17 protein-coding genes are annotated in these 21,379 nt (G+C 65.5%); 12 read left to right on the top strand and 5 right to left on the bottom strand.

Annotated elements, in window-relative coordinates; all coding sequences use genetic code 11:
* Positions 1 to 44 precede the first annotated feature (44 nt).
* Positions 45 to 497, top strand: a complete 453-nt coding sequence (locus ICJ04_RS06465) for a SufE family protein (RefSeq protein WP_188326709.1) — start codon at positions 45 to 47, stop codon at positions 495 to 497.
* A complete protein-coding gene (locus tag ICJ04_RS06460) occupies positions 494 to 1,741 on the top strand; it encodes an MFS transporter (RefSeq protein WP_188326708.1) in 1,248 nt (415 codons plus the stop codon). Before ICJ04_RS06465 ends, ICJ04_RS06460 begins: the two co-directional genes overlap by 4 nt.
* 243 nt (positions 1,742 to 1,984) lie before the next feature.
* Here the strand turns inward: ICJ04_RS06460 and ICJ04_RS06455 are convergent, their stop codons facing one another.
* A complete protein-coding gene (locus ICJ04_RS06455) occupies positions 1,985 to 3,589 on the bottom strand; it encodes a transglycosylase SLT domain-containing protein (protein WP_188326707.1) in 1,605 nt (534 codons plus the stop codon).
* Positions 3,590 to 3,723: 134 nt separating this feature from the next.
* On the opposite strand from ICJ04_RS06455, the gene ICJ04_RS06450 reads away from it, so the two are divergent.
* Both ICJ04_RS06450 and greB read left to right on the top strand, forming a co-directional pair.
* Entirely contained in the window at positions 3,724 to 5,229 is a 1,506-nt protein-coding gene (locus tag ICJ04_RS06450; RefSeq protein ID WP_188326706.1) for a helicase HerA-like domain-containing protein, read from the top strand.
* Positions 5,229 to 5,735: a transcription elongation factor GreB gene (greB, locus tag ICJ04_RS06445; protein WP_188326705.1), complete on the top strand. Its 507-nt coding sequence runs from the start codon at positions 5,229 to 5,231 to the stop codon at positions 5,733 to 5,735. The genes ICJ04_RS06450 and greB overlap by 1 nt, the downstream gene beginning before the upstream one ends.
* A 58-nt stretch (positions 5,736 to 5,793) precedes the next feature.
* Here the strand turns inward: greB and ICJ04_RS06440 are convergent, their stop codons facing one another.
* Both ICJ04_RS06440 and rimO read right to left on the bottom strand, forming a co-directional pair.
* A complete protein-coding gene (locus ICJ04_RS06440; protein WP_188326704.1) occupies positions 5,794 to 6,621 on the bottom strand; it encodes a DUF3025 domain-containing protein in 828 nt (275 codons plus the stop codon).
* A gap of 108 nt (positions 6,622 to 6,729) precedes the next feature.
* Positions 6,730 to 8,103, bottom strand: a complete 1,374-nt coding sequence (gene rimO, locus ICJ04_RS06435) for a 30S ribosomal protein S12 methylthiotransferase RimO (protein ID WP_188326703.1) — start codon at positions 8,101 to 8,103, stop codon at positions 6,730 to 6,732.
* Positions 8,104 to 8,360: 257 nt separating this feature from the next.
* On the opposite strand from rimO, the gene ICJ04_RS06430 reads away from it, so the two are divergent.
* The 4 genes from ICJ04_RS06430 (at position 8,361) to ICJ04_RS06415 (ending at position 9,955) form a co-directional block, all read left to right on the top strand.
* A complete protein-coding gene (locus ICJ04_RS06430) occupies positions 8,361 to 8,600 on the top strand; it encodes a hypothetical protein (protein ID WP_188326702.1) in 240 nt (79 codons plus the stop codon).
* Positions 8,601 to 8,677: 77 nt separating this feature from the next.
* On the top strand, positions 8,678 to 9,352 hold the full coding sequence (locus ICJ04_RS06425) for a dienelactone hydrolase family protein (protein ID WP_188326701.1): 675 nt from the start codon (positions 8,678 to 8,680) through the stop codon (positions 9,350 to 9,352).
* Entirely contained in the window at positions 9,349 to 9,771 is a 423-nt protein-coding gene (locus tag ICJ04_RS06420) for an HIT family protein (RefSeq protein WP_188326700.1), read from the top strand. The genes ICJ04_RS06425 and ICJ04_RS06420 overlap by 4 nt, the downstream gene beginning before the upstream one ends.
* 16 nt (positions 9,772 to 9,787) lie before the next feature.
* Positions 9,788 to 9,955: a DUF5668 domain-containing protein gene (locus ICJ04_RS06415; protein WP_188326699.1), complete on the top strand. Its 168-nt coding sequence runs from the start codon at positions 9,788 to 9,790 to the stop codon at positions 9,953 to 9,955.
* Positions 9,956 to 10,005: 50 nt separating this feature from the next.
* On the opposite strand, the gene dcd is transcribed toward ICJ04_RS06415, so the two are convergent.
* On the bottom strand, positions 10,006 to 10,578 hold the full coding sequence (gene dcd / locus ICJ04_RS06410) for a dCTP deaminase (RefSeq protein WP_188326698.1): 573 nt from the start codon (positions 10,576 to 10,578) through the stop codon (positions 10,006 to 10,008).
* A 111-nt stretch (positions 10,579 to 10,689) separates the two neighbouring features.
* The gene (gene apbC / locus ICJ04_RS06405; RefSeq protein WP_188326697.1) at positions 10,690 to 11,544 is read right to left on the bottom strand and encodes an iron-sulfur cluster carrier protein ApbC; all 855 of its coding nucleotides are present in this window, start codon (positions 11,542 to 11,544) and stop codon (positions 10,690 to 10,692) included.
* A 188-nt stretch (positions 11,545 to 11,732) separates the two neighbouring features.
* Here apbC and ICJ04_RS06400 point away from each other — a divergent pair, with 188 nt between their 5' ends.
* From ICJ04_RS06400 to ICJ04_RS06385, 4 genes are all read left to right on the top strand, one after another.
* Entirely contained in the window at positions 11,733 to 13,763 is a 2,031-nt protein-coding gene (locus tag ICJ04_RS06400) for a prolyl oligopeptidase family serine peptidase (RefSeq protein WP_188326696.1), read from the top strand.
* 191 nt (positions 13,764 to 13,954) lie between these two features.
* Positions 13,955 to 16,822 (top strand): TonB-dependent receptor, encoded by a 2,868-nt coding sequence (locus tag ICJ04_RS06395; RefSeq protein ID WP_188326695.1) that lies wholly within the window; start codon positions 13,955 to 13,957, stop codon positions 16,820 to 16,822.
* A 213-nt stretch (positions 16,823 to 17,035) separates the two neighbouring features.
* Entirely contained in the window at positions 17,036 to 19,141 is a 2,106-nt protein-coding gene (locus tag ICJ04_RS06390) for a M13-type metalloendopeptidase (protein ID WP_188326694.1), read from the top strand.
* A 159-nt stretch (positions 19,142 to 19,300) separates the two neighbouring features.
* Complete coding sequence (locus ICJ04_RS06385) at positions 19,301 to 21,307, top strand: M13 family metallopeptidase (protein ID WP_188326693.1); 2,007 nt, start codon at positions 19,301 to 19,303, stop codon at positions 21,305 to 21,307.
* The last annotated feature ends 72 nt before the right edge of the window (positions 21,308 to 21,379 follow it).

Raw genomic sequence — 21,379 nt, 5'->3', positions numbered from 1 at the left:
CGGTCGGCCGCTGCGGCCGGCTGTTCCGCCCTTTGAAGACTGAAATGACCGACTCCCCCTTTCCCCTTGAAGCCACCGCTGCCGAGGCACAGACCACGATCGCCGACGAGTTCTCGTTCTTCAGCGACTGGTCCGAGCGCTACCAGTACCTGATCGACCTGGGCCGCAAGCTGCCGACCTTCCCTGAGGCATGGAAGACCGAAGAGCATCGCCTGCTCGGCTGCCAGTCGATGGTGTGGATCGTGCCCGAGGGCAATGCAGACAACCTGCGCTTCCATGCGATCAGTGACTCGGCGATCGTGTCCGGCCTGATCTTCCTGGCCCTGCGGGTGTATTCCGGCAGGAGCGCAAGCGAGATACTCGCCACCGAACCGACCTACATCCAGGACATCGGTCTGTCGCGCCACCTCTCGCCCACCCGCAGCAATGGCGTGGCGGCGATGCTGTCCTTCATCCGTGAGACTGCACAGGCCCAGCAACCGCACCCTGCCCCGTGAGCGTGCCGGCCCCCACCGAAGAAAGCGCGCGCACGCTGCTGGCCCGTCCCGGCTTCACCAAGCTGCTGGCCTACCGCATCTTCGCGATGCTGTCGTACCAGATCGTGGCTGTCACCGTGGGGTGGCACATCTACGAGGTCACCCGGAATCCCTTTTCGCTGGGCCTGGTCGGCCTGGCCGAAGTGCTGCCGTTCTTCTGCGTGGCGCCGTTCGCGGGCTATCTGGTCGACCACCTGCCGCGGCGCCGGCTGGGCATGGCCGCGTGTGCCGGCCTGGTCGCCACCGCGCTGGTGCTGTGCGCGGTAGCGTTCGGCCGGCTCCCCTTCCACGGCGTCTGGCCGATCTATGCGGCCATCGCGTTGACCGGCATGGTCCGCGCCTTCCTGTCACCCATCTACAACGCACTGTTTGCCCGCGTGCTGGAGCGCCATCAGTTCGCACGCGGCGCCGGGCTGGGCAGTGTGTTCTTCCAGGCGGGCATGGTGGTCGGCCCCGCGCTGGGCGGCGTACTGGTGGGCTGGGGCGGCAAGGGCGTGGCGTACGGTGTGGCGACCGGCTTTGCGGTGGTGGCCATGGGCTGCCTGGCCTCGCTGCGCGTCACCGAGCCGGTGCACACCGGGCCGGCCGCGCCGATCTTCCGCAGCATCGCCGAAGGGGCGCGCTTTGTGGTCGGCAACCGGATCATGGTCGGGGCGATGGCGCTGGACATGTTTTCGGTGCTGCTGGGCGGCGTGGTGGCGATGCTGCCCGCCTTCCTGCAGGAGATTCTGCATTACGGCCCGGAAGGACTGGGCATCCTGCGTGCGGCCCCGGCATTGGGTTCCATCGCGGTCGGGCTGTGGCTTGCGCGCCACCCGTTGCAGCAGCACGCCGGCCGCGTGCTGCTGTTCGCCGTGGGCGGCTTCGGCGTATGTGTGATCAGCTTCGGGTTGTCCCACCACTTCTGGCTGTCGGCGCTCATCCTGCTGTTCTACGGCGCGTTTGACGGCGTGTCGGTGGTGGTGCGTTCGACCATCCTGCAGCTGGCGACGCCGGAAGAGATGCGCGGTCGCGTGTCGTCCATCAACGGCATCTTCATCAGCTCGTCCAACGAACTCGGCGCGTTCTACGCGGGCACGATGGCGAAGTGGCTGGGACTGGTGCCTGCGGTGGTACTGGGCGGCTTCGCCGTGCTCAGCGTGGCGGGCATTACCGCCTGGAAGAATCCCACGCTGCGCCGATTGAACCTGCGCGACCTGCAGTAAGACGGCCCTGGCAGTGCCGAGCCATGCTCGGCGCGTTTGCCCGTTGACGGCCAGCGGCCGTCATTACCGACACCGCGCGCATCACCTGATGCAGGCCGCGCTGCGCGCTCGCCGAGCGTGGCTCGGCGCTACCGGGTATCCCGCCATCGCGCGCCCTTGGACGCGACCCTCGCTTCGGTAGCGCCGAGCCATGCTCGGCGGCTCTGCCCGTTGACGGCCAGCGGCCGTCACTACCGGGGCACGTCAGTTGCCACAGCCCTGCAGCTTCAACGTCTGGCCTTGGCGCAGGCTGTACGCGGGCGCTTTCAGCCCATTCGCGCGGGCCAGCGTCGGCACATCGCAGCGGAACTTCGCCGCGATCCTGCCAAGCGTGTCGCCCTTTCCCACCTTGTGGGTGCGCACCGGCTGCGGGCGCGCTGCGGCAGGACGCGGTGCGACCACCGGGGCGGCCGGCGCCGTGCCGACCACGCTCGCTTCCGCAGCCGCCACCGGCACCACGCCCCCCACCGCCACGCTGCCGGTGAAGCTGGCTGCGCTGGGACGCACGATCGCCGCATTGAGATCGGCGGTGATCAGCGTACGCGCCAGGTCGGCACGCGGGCCGCTGACGCAGTTGCGCGTGTACAGACCAGCGATGCGGGTGGTGGCATTGATCAGCGTACCGGCCGGGATCCAGCCGTCCGCCTCGTAGCGCGGGTTGAGGTTGCGCAGCGTCCGCATGTAGCCATCACGCGTGCCTTGGCTACCCAGGCAGATGGTCAGCTCGTAGATCGTCGTCGACTTGGCCAGGCGCACCGTGGCCGGCTGTGCGTTGACCTTCGGGAACTCGACGCCGTACTGCTGCGGATGCAGGAAGATCCAGGCCGCCGCGATCACCATCGGCACGTAGTCTTTGGTTTCTGCCGGGAACTCGCTGTACACGCTGTCCACCCAGAAGCTCTGACCACCGCCCTGGCGGAACACACGCAGCGCGCGCCCTTCCCCGCCGTTGTAGCCTGCCAGCGACAGCTCGATATTGTTGTTGAGCTGGCGCATGCGCTCATTGAGGTAGGTCGCGCTGGCTTCAGCCGCGCTGCGCGCATCGAACCGGGTATCGAAGCCGGTGCCATCCGGGCCCAGTCCGAACCGCCGACCGGTAGCCGGCATGAACTGCATCAACCCGGCAGCGCCCGCACGCGATGACGCATGCACGCGCCCGTTGGATTCCTTGGCCATGATGCCGAACAGCAGCGCCTCGGGCAGACCGCGCTTCTCCCACTCCGGCCACATGACCGCGCGCACGTTCTGGTAATTCTCGTAGCTGGTCAGCAACGCGGGGCGCATGTCGGTGAGCCAACGGCGGATGCCGGCCTGGATGGCCGGGTTGTACTCCACCATGCTGTCGAAGGCGTGGCGCTTGTCGTTGAGCAGGGCGGCGGCACGCGCCGCCTCGGGCACGTCGGCGGCCAGCGGCCCGATGTGGTCAGGGTCGGCCTGCAAGGTGTCACCCGCCTCGTCGGCCACGCTGTCCTCGCCTTCCGCATCGGCATCCCGCTTGAGCAGCCGCTTGTAGGTCGCCAGCAGGTTGCTCATCTGGCAGCCCTTCTGCGCCACGCATGCGCTCAGCACGTCCTCCATGTCTTCCAGTGCCGCATCGGCTTCGGCAGCCCCCTTGGGATCGGCATTGGCCACGCGCAGCAGCGCGTCGGTGTAGCGTTTCTCGGCCACGCCCATGCGCTGCTGCAGCGCATCGGCCTTGGCCCGGTCACGGTTGGATACACGCTGCGCATGGGCGTCGGGGACGGCAACCAGCAGGCTGGCGAGCGCCAGGACGGGCAAGGCACGAGCAAGCAGGACAGGAACGGGCATTTTTGGCACTGTGTGCGGATCAGACGGGCAGAGTAGCGGTGCCGCCAAGGTCGGGGCAACCCGGGCAACGACAGCGCGGCGCGGCCCGTTAACATTGCGCGTACATTGCGCGTATTCATCAGAGAGGCTGGACCATGGACCCGATTCTGCTCGGCAACGGCATCACCGACGACATAGCGGTCACCCTGTTGCCGAAACTGGGCAATCGCCATGGCCTGGTCGCCGGCGCTACCGGTACCGGCAAGACCGTCACCTTGATGACGCTGGCCGAGGGCTTCTCGCGCATCGGCGTTCCGGTATTCATGGCGGACGTAAAAGGCGACGTATCCGGCTTGGCGGTTGCCGGGGCCGGCGGTGATGCCCTGCTGCAGCGCGCGGCGCAGATCGGCGTGGCCGACTACGCACCGGCGGCCAGTCCGGCCATCTTCTGGGACCTGTACGGCAAGCTGGGGCACCCGGTGCGCACCACCATCAGCGAAATGGGGCCGACCCTGCTGTCACGGATCCTGGAACTGAGTGACACCCAGTCCGGCGTGATGGATATCGTGTTCAAGCTGGCCGATGACCGCGGGTTGCTGCTGTTGGACATGGATGACCTGCGCGCCCTGCTTGGCCTGGTTGCTGAAGAACGCAAGGACATCTCCACCGAATACGGCCTGGTCAGCGCGCAGTCGGTCGCGGCGATCCAACGCGCGCTGCTACGCCTGTCCCAGGACGGCGGTGAAGCGTTCTTCGGCGAACCGGCACTGGAACTGGCTGACCTCATGCGGGTCAACCATGACGGACGCGGCGTGATCGGCATCCTTGCAGCGGACCAGCTGGTGCTCAAGCCCAGGCTGTATTCCACCTTCCTGCTGTGGTTGCTGTCGGAGCTGTTTGAAACGCTGCCGGAAGTGGGCGACCTGGAGAAGCCGAAGCTGGTCTTCATCTTCGACGAGGCGCACCTGCTGTTCAACGACGCACCGTCGTCCCTGGTGCAGCGTATCGAGCAGGTGGTGCGGCTGATCCGTTCCAAGGGGGTCGGTGTGTACTTCTGTTCCCAGTTCCCCGACGACGTGCCCGCCAACATCCTGGGCCAGCTGGGCAACCGGGTGCAGCATGCGCTGCGCGCCTTTACCCCGCGCGACCAGAAGGCGGTCAAGACCGCCGCAGAGACGTTCGTTCCCAATCCGAAGCTGGACGTGGCGCGCGTCCTTGCCTCGCTCGGCACCGGTGAAGCGCTGGTGTCCACGCTGCAGGACAAAGGCATTCCGATGCCGGTGCAGCAGACCCTGATCGCCCCACCCCGCTGCCGGATGGGGCCGGTGACCGACACGGAACGTGCGCAGGTGCGTGCAGGCAGTCCGGTCGGGACGCGCTATGACACTGCCATCAACCGCGAATCGGCAGCGGAACGGCTGGCACAGCGGGCGCAGAAAACCGTGGAAACGACCGACGCGCCCAAGGCCCGCACGCGCGAACAGGATGACGCCCAGGGCGGCGGCTTCGGCCAGACCATCAAGGACGCCATCTTCGGCACCAAACGCCGCCAAGGCATGATCGAGACCATGGCCAAACAGACCACGCGGACCGTCGGCACCAAGCTGGGCAACCAGATCGTACGCGGGATTCTCGGTGGCATCTTCGGCGGCAAGCGCTGATGTCGCGTTGGCGTCCACCGGCAGAGAAAAGTACTGCGTTGATCACCTCCAGCGGCCATGCGCGCCTGAAAGCAGAGCTGGACGACCTGTGGCGGGTACGCCGCCCGGAGGTGGTGCGGGCCCTGGCGGCGGCCGCCGCTGAAGGCGATCGTTCGGAGAACGCCGAATACACGTACCGCAAGAAGCAGCTCGGCGAGATCGACCGGCGCGTGCGGTACCTGAGCAAGCGACTGGAAGCCCTGCGCGTGGTCGACGGTGAACCCAGCGACCCACAGGCGGTCTTCTTCGGCGCGTGGGTGGAACTGGAGAACGTGGACAGCGGCGAAGTGCGTCGGCACCGCATTGTCGGCCCGGACGAAACCGACGCCAGCACCGGCTGGATCAGCATTGATTCGCCCTTGGCCCGCGCCCTGTTGAAGAAGCGCGTCGACGACGAGTTCGAAGTCGACCTGCCCGGGGGCCGGCACGGCTTCGTGATCGTATCGGTCGCGTACAACAGCGTCTGACACCGACGGTTGGCCGATGGGTAGAGCCGATGGGTAGAGCCGATGGGTAGAGCCGACTTCAGTCGGCTGCCTTTGCACCGCGTGAAATGCAGCCGACTGAAGTCGGCTCTACCGGCGGCTCTACCTGCGGCTCTACCGGGAGCGGGTAGACACGGCCGTCGCGCAGCGGTCGGAAATACGCTGCCTGGCGATAGAATCCGACGTCCTGCGGGGCATGCCATCCGGGAATCCCGGCCAACGGCAGGGGCCGCAGTTGCAGGGGGTCTGTCAGGACGTCCTGATGCCCGATCGCCTGCGCCACCGCGTCGACGCACATCGCATCCTCCTCGCCTTGCACCACCACGCATTTGCCGACCAGCAGACGGCCCGGCAGCAGCGCCTGCTCCATCAGCGCGTGGCCGATCACCGCAACCACGCTGATGTCGCCGTTACGCCACGATCCAGCGTGCTGGACAAACAGACCCTGCCAATCGTGCGCATTCCACGCTGCCATCACCGCAGCGTCGCGCACCCGGACGATCACGCCCGTTTCGTCGAACTGGGTCAGCGCGGCCTGCGCGCGATTGCGCTGGCTGGCCCCCATGGCCGCAATGTGCATGCACTGGCACGCGTTGAGGGCAAGTTTGATGGCCGGGTAGCGCGCCCAGACCAAGGCATTGAACAGGTCATGCCAGTTTTCCGCGCGGGTCGCGATCTGCCCGCGCTCGGCAATGCGGCACTCATAGTGCAGGCCATCGGCCAGCAGCCTCTCATCCTGCGGGACAAGATGCTTGCCGGGCAGCAGCAGACGGTTGGCAAGACCATCGATCGCTGGCCAGTCACGTGCGGTCAGTAGATCGCCGTATGCGCGCACCGCGTCGAACAGCGGGTGCGCAAAGCAGGACATATCCACGTCCTGTCGCTGCGGGGCAACGAAGCGCCGACGCGGCCCGTCTGGCGCCACAGCGTGACAGTCACTCGTTGCCACGCACGACGCCCCCGGGGCCCGACAGGGTCACAGCATCTTCAGGTCGAGCGACTTGCGTGCGGCAGGCACGGCCGCCGGCGGCAGCGCGTCGCCGTACAGATCATGCTCATCGCTTTCGGTGATCTCCACGTCGACGAAATCGCCCACCCGCAGGGTCACCTCGTCGGCGTTCTGGATATGCACCAGTCCATCGATCTCCGGTGCATCGGCCTTGGAGCGGGCCACCGCGATGTCGCCTTCAATGGCGTCTACCAGGCATTGCTGCACAGTGCCGATCTTGGCCTCCAGCCGCGACGCGGAAATCTGTGCCTGCTTCTCCATGAAACGCGCCAGACGCTCCTGCTTCACCTCTTCCGGCACTGGATCAGGCAGGTTGTTGGCGGTCGCGCCTTCCACCGGCGAGTACGCGAACGCACCGACACGGTCCAGCTGCGCCTCGTCCAGGAAGGACAGCAGTTCTTCGAACTCCGCCTCGGTCTCACCGGGGAAGCCCACGATGAAGGTCGACCGCACGGTGATGTCCGGCGCGATGCGGCGCCAGTTCTGCACGCGTTCGAGGGTCTTTTCCACGGCACCCGGGCGCTTCATCAGGCGCAGGATGCGCGGACTGGCGTGCTGGAACGGGATATCCAGGTAGGGCAGGATGCGGTTTTCCGCCATCAGCGGCACCATGTCGTCCACGTGCGGATACGGGTAGACATAGTGCATCCGCACCCAGGCATCGAGTTCGGACAAGCCTTCGCAGAGCGACTTCATGCGCGTCTGGTAAGCCTTGTCACGCCACATCCGCTCGGCGTACTTCACATCCACGCCGTAGGCCGAGGTGTCCTGCGAGACCACCAGCAGTTCGCGCACGCCACCCCGCACCAGCCGCTCGGCCTCGCGCAGCACCTCATCCACCGGCCGCGAGACCAGCTTGCCGCGCATCGACGGAATGATGCAGAAACTGCAATGGTGGTTGCAGCCCTCGGAGATCTTCAGATAGGCGTAGTGGCGCGGCGTCAATTTGATGCCGTAATCCGGCACCAGGTCCACGAAGGGGTTGTGGCGTGGCGGAATCGCCGCATGCACCGCTTCCATCACGCTCTGGTAGTCCTGCGGACCGGACACGGCCAGCACGTCCGGATACGCCGCGCGGATCTGTTCGGGGCGCTTGCCCAGGCAGCCGGTGACGATCACCTTGCCGTTGGCATTCATGGCCTCACCGATGGCGTCGAGCGACTCGGCCACTGCCGAATCGATGAAGCCACAGGTATTGACCACCACTACGTCGGCGGCGTCGTAGGTCGGCACGATGTCGTACCCCTCCACCCGCAACTGGGTGAGGATGCGTTCGGAATCGACGAGGGCCTTCGGGCAGCCAAGGCTGACGAAGCCGACTTTGGGGTTCAGCTGGGACATGGATCGGGGACTCTGGGGGCCTGGGCCGGGCGTGGCCTGGGGGCCTGGATCGGGCAAGTATACCGGGCCAGCCGCCGGCGCCTGAACCCTGAGCCGGGCGGCAGGGCATGACGGGATGAAGACAATGGGTGCCCCGGCCTCATTTCTGCAGCAATCCTCATATGCATGCTGCCCGGTCGATCCCAGCATGAAGCTGCCAGGGCGATCATCCGCCCGCGCCGGACCGGCCCGGTGCCGGCATGCAAGAGGACTCCCCGATGACACGCATCGCCGCGACCTGCCTCACCCTCCTTCTGCTGACCACAGCCGCTTCGGCAGCCCGTGCGGGAGACACGTACTACACCTGTTCCTACCGGGTGTACGAGAACGGCCAGCCCGTCGTGCGCCGGGTGGAGTACCTGGAAAGCAGCCTTCAGGCGGCCATGGCGAAGTTTGAAGTCTTTCTGGACGACCTGCGGGCACAGGGCAAGCAGCCCCAGCACCTCGGATGCCGCTGACCGGTCGCTGCTGACAGCCCGCTTACGCCGCCGAAGCGGATAATGGTGCGCCAACCCTATTGAAGAGGCCTCGCACCATGGGCAACTGGATCAACCTTGATACTCACCACGGCAAGGCACGCGCCTGGGAAGTCCTGCCGGAAGGCACGCCCCGTGGCGGCCTGGTGGTCATCCAGGAAATCTTCGGGGTGAACCCGCACATGCGCTCGGTCGCTGAACGCTTTGCCGCCGAGGGCTACGCGGTCCTCGCGCCGTCATTCTTCGACCTGCTCAGCGATGACGCGGACGCCCCGCCGGTCGAGCTGCCCTACGACGGTGACGGCGTGAAGGCCGGGTTGGAAAAGGTGGACGCCGTCGGTGTGGAGAAGTCACTGGTGCTGGTCCGCGCCGCGGCCAGCCGGCTGGCCGTGCATGGCAAAGTGGGCACGGTCGGCTATTGCTGGGGTGGCAGCATCGCCCTGCTCGCCGCGCTGCGGCTGGGCCTGCCGTCGGTCAGCTACTACGGCGCCCGCAACGTGCAGTTCCTGGATGAAGTCCCCAAGGCACCGGTGATGTTCCACTTCGGCGCACAGGACAAGAGCATCCCGCCGGAGGCCATTGCCGCCCACCGCGAGAAGCTGCCCAGAATGGAGACCTTCGTGTACCCGGCCGACCACGGCTTCAACCGGGACGTCGGACATGCGTATGATCCAGACAGCGCCGCCCTGGCGCTGGACCGCACCCTGAAATTCTTCAAGGAGCATCTTGGATGAGTGATTTCGAACTGCATTCGCGCCTGGCCAACGACAGCGTACTGGTCGCCGAGGGGCCGTTGTCGCAGATCCGGTTGATGAATGATGAACGTTACCCTTGGCTGCTGTTGGTGCCGCGCCTGCCCGGGGTCACCGAATGGATCGACCTGGATGGCGAGCAGCAGGACAAGCTGCGCACCGAGCTCAACCGGGTATCCAAGGCGCTGAAGGTCGAAGACGGGGTGCAGAAGATCAACATCGGTGCGCTTGGCAACATCGTGCCGCAGCTGCATTTCCATGTGATCGGGCGCCATGAAGGCGATCCGGCATGGCCGGCACCGGTGTGGGGCCACGGCGAAGCACATCGTTTCGCTCCGGAGGTGCTGGAACAACGTGTCCTGCACTGGAAGGACAAGCTAGGATATCCGCCCCACCCTTGAGCGTTAGCAGACCCCGATGCGTTTCAATCTAGTCGCCGCCATCCTGCTGATCCTGGTCGGGCTGTTCATGCTCGCCACCAACCTCGGTTGGACCAACATGAACTTCACCCGCCTGCTTGCCACGTGGTGGCCCGTGGGCCTGGTGGCGGTCGGCATCGGGATGCTGTTCGGCCGCGGCAAGTAACTGCGCGGATCGCGCGCATGCCGACCTGGCCGGTCGGCATGCGACGTTGATCAGGTGCGCGGCAGCGTCACACCGGTCTGGCCCTGATACTTGCCGCCGCGATCCTTGTACGAGGTCTCGCAGACATCGTCCTGGTCGGCCTGGAAGAACAGCATCTGTGCCACGCCTTCATTGGCGTAGATGCGTGCGGGCAACGGCGTGGTGTTGCTGAATTCCAGCGTCACGTGCCCTTCCCACTCCGGCTCCAGCGGGGTCACGTTGACGATGATGCCGCAGCGCGCGTACGTGCTCTTGCCCAGGCAGACGACCAACGTGTCGCGTGGAATGCGGAAGAACTCCACGGTACGTGCGAGCGCGAAGCTGTTCGGCGGAATGATGCACTCATCGGCCACCACGTCGACGAAGCTCTTCGGATCGAAGTGCTTGGGGTCGACGATGGTGGAGTTGATGTTGGTGAACACCTTGAACTCGCGCGAGCAGCGCACGTCGTAGCCATAGCTCGAGGTGCCGTAGCTGACGATGCGCTCGCCGTTGGCCTGCTTGACCTGCCCGGCTTCGAACGGCTCGATCATGCCGTGCTGCTCGGACATGCGGCGGATCCAACGGTCACTCTTGATGCTCATGCTTGATCCTGGCTGGGGAGGGAGGCAATAACCCGGGGCCTGATTCTACAGCTGCGGCCACGGGGTGACGACCAGCGGCCGCTCGCGCGCCGTTCTGGCGGCCAGCGGCCGTCAGACCAGCGAGGACAGGATCGGAATCGAGGCCCGCGGACGCTTGGCCAGCTCTTCCAGCAGGCGCGTCGCGGCGACGCGGTAGGCCTGCGCAGCGGTCGAATCAGGCTGCGCGGCGGTGATCGGCGTGCCGGCATCCCCCTGCTCGCGGATGTCGATCTGCAACGGCAACGAGCCGAGCAACGGTACAGCGTACTGCGCGGCCATCTTCTCGCCGCCGCCCGCTCCAAAGAGGTGCTCGACATGACCACAGTTGCTGCAGGTATGCACGGCCATGTTTTCCACGATACCCAGCACCGGGACTTCGACCTTCTCGAACATCTTCAGCGCCTTGCGCGCGTCGAGCGTGGCGATGTCCTGCGGCGTGGTGACGATCACCGCACCGGCCAGCGGAATCTTCTGGGTGAGGGTGAGCTGGATGTCACCGGTGCCGGGCGGCAGATCGATCAGCAGCACGTCCAGGTCGTCCCACAGGGTGTCGTTGAAGAACTGGGTCATCGCCGAGGTGGCCATCGGGCCGCGCCAGATCATCGGAGTCTCATCGTCGATCAGGTAGCCGATCGACATCGTGTCCACGCCGAATGCACGCGGCGGCTCGATGCTCTTGTTGTCCGGACTCTCCGGCCGGCCGGACAGGCCCATCATCGCCGGCACCGACGGACCATAGATGTCGGCATCCAGCAGGCCGACGCGGGCGCCCAACTGCTGCAGCGCGACGGCCAGGTTGACCGACGTGGTGCTCTTGCCCACCCCGCCCTTGCCAGAGCCCACGGCCACCACGTTGCGGATGCGCGGATGCGGCGTCAGCCCTTTCTGGACCTGGCTGACGTGCGGGCGGCGTGGCGGGTTGTTCACTTCGGGACTCCGGGGGAAATAGTGCGGGACATAGAGATGATACGCGTGGCCCCGCGCCTTCGTTCCGGCCCCATGGCCCGCGGCCGCCCGTCGTGACGTGAATCCCACAGCCAACAACGTGATCGAAGTTGACTCACACTCACGCTTCGTTCATCTTCGCAGCCTCATTGCAACGGACGCTTTTCACCATGCACCTCACCCGATCGCTTCGCTTCTGCACCGCGCTGTCGCTGCTTGCCGCCTCTGTCTCGCAGGCGATGGCCGCCCCCCTGCCGGTCGACGACTTCTCGAAGATCCCGGCCATCCAGTCGGTGACCATGAGCGCCGACGGCAAGCAGCTGGTCGCCATCATCTCCGCCCCGGGCAGCAACAACGGCGACACCGCCCTTGCCAACTGGGACATGGACAAGCTGGATGCCGGTCCGGTGGCGATCACCCCGTCCGGTGACCGCATGAAGTTCGTTGCCGCCAGTGCGTTGAAGGCCGGCAAGAACCTGGTGCTCAGCCGCCAGGAGCTGACCGCGCAGCTGTCCGGCTGCGGCGAAGGCAATTCGATCGGCTCCACCAAGACCTTCCTGACCAAGGCCTACCTGACCGATTCCAGCCAGGTGAAGTTCGACGAAGCGTTCGCCGACAACACGCGCAAACTGGGTATCAGCGAGCAGACCCAGCGCTGCCTTGAGATCGCCGGTTCCGCGTCGCTGGTGCACGCGCTGCCGCTGGACCCGGACAAGGTCGTCATCTCCCAGGTCAACCAGACCACCCTGTCGGCGAACTACTATCTGTTCAACCTGCGCACCGGGCAGACCGAACTTCTGTTCCGCGGCGGCGCGCGTTCCTCGCCGGGCCTGTTCAATCCGCGCAACGGTGAACTGCTGACCCGCGTGCAGATCGAGCCAGCCGGCGCCAACGAGTACGAGCAGCAGATCCTGATCAAGAACCCGGCCTCCGGGCAGTTCGAGAAGCACGATCCGCTGACCACCAAGCTCACCGATCGTTACACGATGGACATCGTCGGCATCGATGAAGCATCGAAGAAGCTCTACATCCTGACCGATCGCTTCTCGCCGCAGGTGCAGGCGCGGATGTACGACCCGACCACCCGCGCCTTCGATCCGGAGCCCCTCGCCGCGCACCCGACCTATCCGATCGGCGGCCTGGTGCTGGGTACGCGCCCGAGCAACTTCAACCAGGTGCTGGGATTCCACGTCGATGGCCCCACCCGTGAAACGATCTACGTCGATCCGCAGATGAAGGCCCTGCAGGACGGGCTGAAGCAGGCTTACCCGGGTCTGGATGTCACCATCACCGGCTACAACGACGATCTGTCACGCGTGCTGTTCACCACCGACAGCGCGCAGTCGCCGGTCAGCTATTACGTGCTGCGCGACCGCAAGAACGTGACCACCCTGGGCAGCGAACGTCCGTGGATCGATGGCAAGCAGATCGGCGAGCAGCGCTGGGTGACTTACACCGCACGGGATGGCCGCAAGATTCCCGCCATCGTCGACCTGCCGGTTGGCTGGAAGGAAGGCAGCACCGCGCTGCCCACTCTGGTGCATCCGCACGGCGGCCCGTGGGCACGCGACTACACCGGCTGGGACCGCTCGGGCTGGGTGCCCTACTTCACCTCGCGTGGCTATGCGGTGATCCGCCCGCAGTACCGCGGCTCCACCGGTTTCGGCCGCGAGCACTGGATTGCCGGTGACCGCGAGTGGGGCCAGAAGATGCAGGACGACAACGACGATGCGGCGGCCTGGATGGTGCAGCAGGGCATTGCCGCCAAGGATCGCGTCGCGATCTTCGGCTATTCCTACGGTGGCTTCGCGGCGGCGGCAGCCACCGTGCGCAGCCCATCGCCCTACCAGTGCGCCATCGCCGGTGCACCGGTGACCGACCTGGCACGACTCGGCGTGTCCTGGAGCGAAAACCGGCTGCAGCGCATCCTGCAGGGGCAGACGGTGAAGGGCATGGACCCGATGCAGAACACCGCCAAGGCCACCATCCCCGTGCTGCTCTACGTGGGTGACCGCGATGTACGCACGCCTTCGTTCCATGCGCGCAGCTTCTACAACGCCGTGCAGGGCAAGGTGCCTGCCAAGTTCGAGCTGATCCCCGACATGCCGCACAGCATGCCGTGGTACCCCAGCCACTATCAGAAGACGTTGCCGCTGATGTCCGACTTCCTCGCCAAGGAGTGCGGTCCGGGCGGTCTGTAAATCGATCCAGCGCGACGCAACGGTCAGCACAGGGCTCCGGCGATCACCTCGCCGGAGCTCTTTTCGTGTCTGCGAACCTGAATCAGTGATTACGACAGTGTGATGAAAATGTCGCAACATTTACGTTGCATTTAGCAAATAGCGCTCATAGACTCGGTTAACCGGAGCATAACAACTGGGAAGTCAACGCAATGCGCAAAGCCAATCGCCACCTCTCGCCAAGCCGTGTCCCTCTGACCCTCGCTGTGCTGGCCTGCCTCACCGCCGCACCTGCCTTCGCGCAGGAGAGCAATCAGAGCAACACCGCCAAGTCAACGGCCGCCTCCGCTGAGCCGACGACCCGGGATCTGGACAGAGTCTCTGTCACCGGCTCGCTGATCCGCCGTGCGGATTACGAGACCGCCTCCCCCGTGTTCACCATTGACACCGAGAAGAACGCCGCTCAGGGCCAGGTGAACGTTGGCGAATTCCTGCAGCGCTCGGCCATCGGCGCCGCTGAAACGCAGATCACCCACCAGTTCGGCGGCTTCGTCGTCGACGGCGGTACCGGCGTGCAGACGTTCTCGCTGCGCGGCCTGGGCGCGAACCGTACCCTCGTGCTGCTTGACGGCCAGCGTCCCGGCCCGGCCGGCACCCGCGGCGCCGTCGGCGCTTTCGATCTGAACGTGATCCCGACCGCGGTGCTGCAGCGCGCTGAGATCGTGAAGGACGGTTCGTCCTCGATCTACGGCTCCGACGCCGTCGCCGGCGTGGTCAACCTGATCACCAAGAAGAACTTCGATCGTCCGGAACTGACCGTGACCTCGCGCATCCCGACCCAGGGCGGCGGTGAAGTGTTCGCCGCGTCGCTGGCCAATGGCTGGAACTTCGAAACCGGCAGCGTCGTCGCTGCGGTCGAGTGGTACCGCCACAACGAGCTGACCCGCGGTGACCGCGATTACCTCAAGTGCGGCGAAGATCTGATCAAGGATGCCGACGGCAACCGTATCGATCGCCAGGATCGTTCCATCAATGCCGGCACTCCGCTGGCGAACTGCAACAACCTGCTGCACAACGTCATCGACGAATACGATTCGCCGATCCGCTACGTGCCCTCTGCTGATGGCAGCACGGTCGGTCCGTTCGCCGGTTATCGCCCGCGCGCGAACCAGACCTATGCCGGTGGCAACCCGGTTGCGTTCTACCAGGAACCGCTGAACTTCTCGCGTTGGGGCGAGAGCCACATCATGAACCGCCAGGAGCGCAAGTCGGCTTACCTGGCCACTGATTTCGGCTTCGATTCGTTCAACTGGAAGACCCAGTTCCTGTACAACAAGCGCACCACGGACAACTTCCAGTGGCGCCAGTTCTTCCCGACCGTGGAAGCGCCGGGCACCACCAACGGCTATGCCCAGCCGGTGCTGCCGTTCAAGTCGCAGTCCCACACCGAGGTCGACTACTTCTACGGCGCCACCAAGTTCGATGGCCTGTTCAAGGGCACCGAGTCGTGGGGCTGGGAAGTCAACGGCAACTACAGCCGGTCCAGCGGCAAGTACAACACGCTGGGCATCAAGAACTCGATCACCGGTGACCTGCTCACCGAAGGCGCAGGCGAAACGCCGGCCGCCAATTACTTCGATCCGGGCTACCTGAGCGGTGCGAAGGTCGACGAGCTGGTCGACATCCTGGGCGTGTGGGCCCCGGGCAAGACCACCTACGACCAGTACAGCATCAACGCAGTATTCACCGGTGAGCTGTTCGACCTGCCGGCCGGCGCGGTCGGCACGGCCATCGGCTTCGAGTACCGCAACTACAAGATCAACGATCAGCCGGGCGTCGAGTACAAGGATCTGTGGGGCGCGTCCACCGCTGACCAGACCAAGGGCGAAGACAAGGTCAAGGAAGCCTTCGTCGAGTTCGACGTTCCGCTGCTGAAGGGCATCACCGGCATCGAATCGCTGAGCGCCAACGCCTCCGGCCGTATCTTCGAATACGACTCGGTCGATGGCAGCGATTCGGTCTGGAAGCTCGGCCTGAACTGGCAGATCAATTCGGCGTTCCGTGTCCGCGGCACCTTGGGTACGTCGTACCGCGCACCGGGCCTGTATGAGCTGTACCTGGGCAACCAGACCGGCTTCCAGGCACAGACCGCGATCGATCCGTGCATCCGCTGGGGCGAGAGCAACAACACCAACCTGCAGACCAACTGCGGCGCGGCGGGCATCCCGGCGGACTACACCGGTGCAGGCTCCAGCGCCACGGTGTTCACCAGCGGCGGCGCCGGCAACCTGACGCCGGAAACCTCGCGGGCGAAGAGCGCCGGTATCGTCTTCACCCCGTCGTTCACCGACCTGAGCATCGCGATCGATTACTTCGACTACAAGGTCAAGGGTCAGATCACCGCGCTGGGTTCGGCCGACATCGTGGACGGCTGCTATACCTCCAGCACCTTCCCGAACCGTTACTGCGAGCTGCTGGTGCGCAACCCGACCACCGGTCCGGATGCCAACTCGATCCGCGAGATCTACGCCCAGTACCTCAACATCAACCAGCAGCGCACCCGTGGTTGGGACCTGACGGCAAACTGGGAACGTGAGTTCGGTTTCGGCACCTTCGCGGTCGACACCCAGGTCACCTACACGATGGAAGACGTGGCGCAGATCTTCGACACCGCCGAAGCCAGCGGCCTGTCTGATTCGGACCAGCTGGGCTACATCGGCCGGCCGGACGTGGTGGCCAACCTGGGCCTGAGCCTGACCCGTGGCGACTGGAGCTACAACTGGCTGACCCAGTACATCGGCTCGACCGAGAACAAGGACTTGAACAATGTGTTCACCTACCAGGGTCGTCCGAACTCCTACCGCGACCTGACCGCCGACGCACGCCTGTACCACACCGCGTCGCTGAGCTACGAGCAGTCGGATTGGGAAATCCTGGTCGGTGTGTCCAACGTGTTCAACACCAAGCCCGCCCTGATCTCCACCGGTGCCGGTACGCGTTACGGCAACACCGCCGCGTTCGCTACGCAGTACGACCTGTACGGCCGCACCCCGTACGTGCGTCTGAAGTACAAGTTCTGATAATCCGCACGACGTGACACCCGAAGGAGGCGACCCCGGTCGCCTCCTTTTTTCATGGGCGCGGGCCGGCATGTTGCCAACCTTGTCCGTTCGCCCACTTGCGTCCCGGCATGACCTTCGACACCCTTGCGGGCCGGGCTGGAGGCGTATCGTCCGCCCTACGGCCCCTGCGGGGGCTTTCTCAGCTATCACGCGGCCTGGAGGCCAAACAAAGTGACCCGTACTCCCAAGATCGTCCTGCTGACCCTCGCCGTTTCGGCCGCGCTGGTCGGCTGCGGCAAGAGCGAAGCCCCGGCCACGGAAGGCGCCGCCTCCACCCCGGCCGCCACACCCGAAGCCACCACCTACACCCTGGACCAGGCCAAGCTGCCGGCGTACAACGCCTTCCAGCCCAGCGACCTGGACAGCACGCTGGACGCCTGCACGGCCTTCGGCGACTACGTCAACAGCAAGTGGCTGGCCGCCAATGAAATCCCGGCCGACCGCACCAGCTGGGGCGCCTTCACCATCCTCGACGAGCGCTCGGTGGCCGCGCAGCACCAGCTCGCCGAGCAGGTCGCGCAGGTCAAGAACCCGAACCACATCGAAAAGGTGGTTGGTGACCTGTGGGCCACCGGCATGGACGAAGCGAAGATCAATGCCCAGGGCATCGAACCGTTGAAGGCGGACCTTGCTGCCATCGATGCGCTGAACGACAAGGGCGCCATCGCCGCTTACCTGCGCGACAGCGCGGCCAAGGGCGAGAACGTACTGTTCGGTTTCGGCGCCGAAGCGGACTTCAAGAACTCCGCGGTCAACATGGCTTACGCCAGCCAGGGCGGCCTGGGTCTGCCGGACAAGACCTTCTATACCGAAGCCAGCAAGGCCGACAAGCTGAAGGCCTACCAGGCCCACGTGGCCAAGGTGCTCGAGCTGGCCGGCGTGCCGGCGGCCGACGCCGCCAAGCAGGCACAGGACGTGGTCGCGCTGGAAACCCGCCTCGCCAAGGCCTCCAAGTCCAGCGTTGAACTGTCGCGCGATGTCTCGCTGTTCTATCACCCGGTGACCTTGGCGGATGCGGACACGCTGACCCCGAACTTCAGCTGGACCGAGTTCTTCAAGGCGCAGGGCGTGGCCGCGCCGGAGAAGTTCTCGCTGGCCATCCCGAGCTTCCACGAGGAAGTGAGCAAGGCGCTGGGCGATACCGATCCGGCCGTGTGGAAGGCCTACCTGCGCTTCCATACCGTGGACAGCGCCTCGCCGTACCTGAGCGATGCCTTCGCCAACGAGAACTACGAGTTCTACGGCAAGACCCTGAACGGTCAGAAGGAACAGAAGCCGCGCTGGAAGCGCGTGCTCGGCACCATCGAAAACGGTGCGGGCGAAGCGTTCGGCCAGCTGTACGTCAAGGTCGCGTTCTCGCCGGAAGCCAAGGCGAAGATGGAAACGCTGGTGAAGAACCTGGCCGCCGCCCTCAAGGAACGCATCCAGGGCCTGTCCTGGATGAGCGCTGAGACCAAGGCGAAGGCCATTGCCAAGTGGGAGACCTTCACCCCGAAGATCGGTTACCCGGACAAGTGGCGTGACTGGTCGGGCCTGGACACCGGCCGTGACAGCTTCCTCGGCAACGTGCGTGCGGCCAATGCCTTCAACTACAAGTTCAACCTGGCCAAGATCGGCCAGCCGGTGGACAAGACCGAGTGGGGCATGACCCCGCAGACGGTCAACGCCTACTACAACCCGCTGCAGAACGAGATCGTGTTCCCGGCCGCCATCCTGCAGCCGCCGTTCTTCGATCCCAACGCGGACGACGCGCTCAACTACGGCGGCATCGGTGCGGTGATCGGCCACGAAATGACCCACGGCTACGATGACCAGGGCGCGCGCTTCGGCCCGACCGGCAACTTCGAAGAGTGGTGGGCCGACGCCGACAAGAAAAACTTCCAGGGCCTGACCGGCAAGCTGGTCAAGCAGTTCGATGGCTACAAAGTCGACGGCCAGGCCGTCAACGGCAGCCTGACGCTGGGTGAGAACATCGCCGACCTGGGTGGCCTGGCCACCGCTTACGATGCGCTGCAGAAGGCATCGGAAGGCAAGGAAGATCCGAAGATCGATGGCTTCACCCGCGATCAGCGCTTCTACTTCAACTGGGCCACCGTGTGGCGTACCAAGTACACCCCGGAAAACGCCAAGGTCCGTCTGGCGACCGATCCGCACGCACCGGCGCAGTTCCGCGCGATGGGCGCGCCGTCGAACCTGCCGACGTTCGCGGCGGCGTTCCAGTGCAAGGCCGGTTCGCCGATGGTGCGCGCAGGCGATGCACAGGTGGTGATCTGGTAAGCCACGGCTGACCGCTTGTTGCCATGGAGGCCCGGGGAAACCCGGGCCTTTTCGTTGGCAGCCCTGCACACCGCGGTGTATCGCCGCGTCTGCATGCTCTGCACATGCAGGGCTTGCTATAGTTCGCCCGCCCTTAATCCTCGACGGATTCGCTCTTCCATGCCCAACCTTCGTCCGCTTGCCATTTCCCTGGGCGTCAGCCTGGCCTTCCTGGTTCCCGCTACCGATGCCCTGGCGGCGAAGAAGAAGGCGGCGCGTGCACCGGCCGTCAGCGCCCAGTGCACGGATTTCTACGACGCCAGCAACGCAACGTGGTTGAAGGCCAACCCGGTCCCGCAGAGCGGCGCCACCACGGCCATGGGCCAGTTGGTCGACCGCAGTCGCGCGCAGCAGCGCGAACTGCTGGATGCCGCAATGAACAGCCCGCAGGGCAACGTGCAGAAGCTGCTCGGTGACTTCTGGGCCAGCGGCCTGGACGAAGCTGCGGTTGAAGCCGACGGCTCCAATCCGATCGCCCCGCTGCTGACCCGCATCAACGCGATCAAGCGCGCCAAGGATGTGCCGGCATCGATCGCCGCCCTGCACCAAGTCGGCATCCCGGTGGCCTTCAACTTCAGCCCCGACGTGGACCTGAAGGCGCTCGACCGCCACATCGGTTACTTCATGCAGGGCGGCATGGGCCTGCCGGACCCGGCGTTCTATACCCGCACCGACGCCGATACCGTGGCCGTGATGGGCCGCTACCGCGCCTACGTCAAGCAGATCCTGGCACTGACCGGCACCGCGGCGGACAAGCTGGATGCCGAATCGCAGGCCGTCATCGCGCTGGAGACCGAGCTGGCCCGCAACGCGCAGTCGCTGGCCGACCTCAACAACCCGTTCCGCAACTACGCGCCGATCTCCACCAAGGATCTCAACGGCCGCTACAAGAACCTGCAGCTGGATGCCTTCCTGAAGGCACAGGGTGTCAACGACGATCTGGTGTCGCTGTCCGACGAAGCCCTGTTCCGCGCGCTGGATGGCATGGTCACGCGCATCAAACCGGACCAGTGGAAAGCCTACCTGCGCTGGCGCGTGGGCGATGCGATGGCGCCGTACCTGTCCAAGGCCTACCGCGATGCCGAGTTTGAGTTCCGTGGCCGCGTGCTGCGCGCGCAGACCCTGCCGGCCGCGCGCTGGGAGCAGGTGCTGGATGCGATCAACGTCGCCGCCGGTCCGATGGTCGGTCGCGAGTACGCCGCCAAGCACCTGTCGGCGGAAGATCGCCGCCAGGCCGCCTGGATCATCGACAAGCTGCGCGAAACGCAGATCGAAGCCGTGAAGCGCAGCACCTGGCTGAGCGCCGAGGCGAAGGCCGAAGCAGAGGCCAAGCTGGGCGCGATGAAGATCGAAATCGGCACCCCGCGGCGCGATCTGGATTACAGCGTGCAGCCGATGGGCCGCGGCAGCTTCGGTGGCAACATGCTGATCGCCTCCACCTGGCGCCATCGCGAAGAAATGAAGCGCATCGGCAAGGGCAACGCGGATCGTCGCTGGGACGTCCTGCCGCAGCAGCCGTCGCTGGCCTATGACCTAGCGCAGAACCGCCTGATCGTCACCGCCGCCGCGCTGCAGGGCCCGATCTTCAACGCACAGGCCAGTGCCGCCGACAAGTTCGGCAGCTACGGCGCGTTGGTCGGCCATGAGTTGACCCGTGCGATCGATGCGAAGGGTTCGCTGATCGACGCCAAGGGCGAACTGCGCAGCTGGTGGACGCCGGCCGACAAGACCGCCTGGACCCTGCTGGGCAGCCGCGTGGCCGCGCAGTACGGCGCGTACGAGTTCCCGGGCGTCAAGGGTGCCAAGGTCAACGGCACGCTGACCCAGGAAGAGAACCTGGCCGACCTGGCCGGCCTGGAGCTGGCGTGGGACGCCTACCGCGCCGTCGAAGCCAACGCCAAGCCGGCGGACCAGCAGGGCTTCTTCAGCGCATGGGCCACGCTGTGGGGCCAGCAGTTGTCGCCGAACGAAGCGGCTGCACGCCTGAGCACGGACGTCCGCGCACCGGGCAAGTGGCGCACCAACGGCCCGCTGTCCAACCTGCCGGCCTTCTCGGCCAGCTTCAGCTGCAAGCCGGGCCAGCCGATGCAGCGTACCGACGCCGAACAGCTGCGTATCTGGCGCTGAGTGAAGAATCAGCGGTAAAACAGAAGGGCGCCCGCGAGGGCGCCCTTCTGCGTTATCAGTAGCACCGTGCGC

The organism is Stenotrophomonas sp. 169 (assembly GCF_014621775.1).
GTDB lineage: Bacteria > Pseudomonadota > Gammaproteobacteria > Xanthomonadales > Xanthomonadaceae > Stenotrophomonas.
Note: the sequence above shows the minus strand (reverse complement) of the source record. Positions and strands in the feature narration are given on the sequence as shown.

Excerpts from the sequence above, each read along its gene's own strand:
- ICJ04_RS06465 (WP_188326709.1), top strand. The coding sequence starts at position 45 with ATGACCGACTCCCCCTTTCCCCTTGAAGCCACCGCTGCCGAGGCACAG.
- ICJ04_RS06455 (WP_188326707.1), bottom strand. The coding sequence starts at position 3,589 with ATGCCCGTTCCTGTCCTGCTTGCTCGTGCCTTGCCCGTCCTGGCGCTC.
- ICJ04_RS06450 (WP_188326706.1), top strand. The coding sequence starts at position 3,724 with ATGGACCCGATTCTGCTCGGCAACGGCATCACCGACGACATAGCGGTC.
- greB (WP_188326705.1), top strand. The coding sequence starts at position 5,229 with ATGTCGCGTTGGCGTCCACCGGCAGAGAAAAGTACTGCGTTGATCACC.
- ICJ04_RS06440 (WP_188326704.1), bottom strand. The coding sequence starts at position 6,621 with ATGTCCTGCTTTGCGCACCCGCTGTTCGACGCGGTGCGCGCATACGGC.
- rimO (WP_188326703.1), bottom strand. The coding sequence starts at position 8,103 with ATGTCCCAGCTGAACCCCAAAGTCGGCTTCGTCAGCCTTGGCTGCCCG.
- ICJ04_RS06430 (WP_188326702.1), top strand. The coding sequence starts at position 8,361 with ATGACACGCATCGCCGCGACCTGCCTCACCCTCCTTCTGCTGACCACA.
- ICJ04_RS06425 (WP_188326701.1), top strand. The coding sequence starts at position 8,678 with ATGGGCAACTGGATCAACCTTGATACTCACCACGGCAAGGCACGCGCC.
- ICJ04_RS06420 (WP_188326700.1), top strand. The coding sequence starts at position 9,349 with ATGAGTGATTTCGAACTGCATTCGCGCCTGGCCAACGACAGCGTACTG.
- ICJ04_RS06415 (WP_188326699.1), top strand. The coding sequence starts at position 9,788 with ATGCGTTTCAATCTAGTCGCCGCCATCCTGCTGATCCTGGTCGGGCTG.
- dcd (WP_188326698.1), bottom strand. The coding sequence starts at position 10,578 with ATGAGCATCAAGAGTGACCGTTGGATCCGCCGCATGTCCGAGCAGCAC.
- ICJ04_RS06400 (WP_188326696.1), top strand. The coding sequence starts at position 11,733 with ATGCACCTCACCCGATCGCTTCGCTTCTGCACCGCGCTGTCGCTGCTT.
- ICJ04_RS06395 (WP_188326695.1), top strand. The coding sequence starts at position 13,955 with ATGCGCAAAGCCAATCGCCACCTCTCGCCAAGCCGTGTCCCTCTGACC.
- ICJ04_RS06385 (WP_188326693.1), top strand. The coding sequence starts at position 19,301 with ATGCCCAACCTTCGTCCGCTTGCCATTTCCCTGGGCGTCAGCCTGGCC.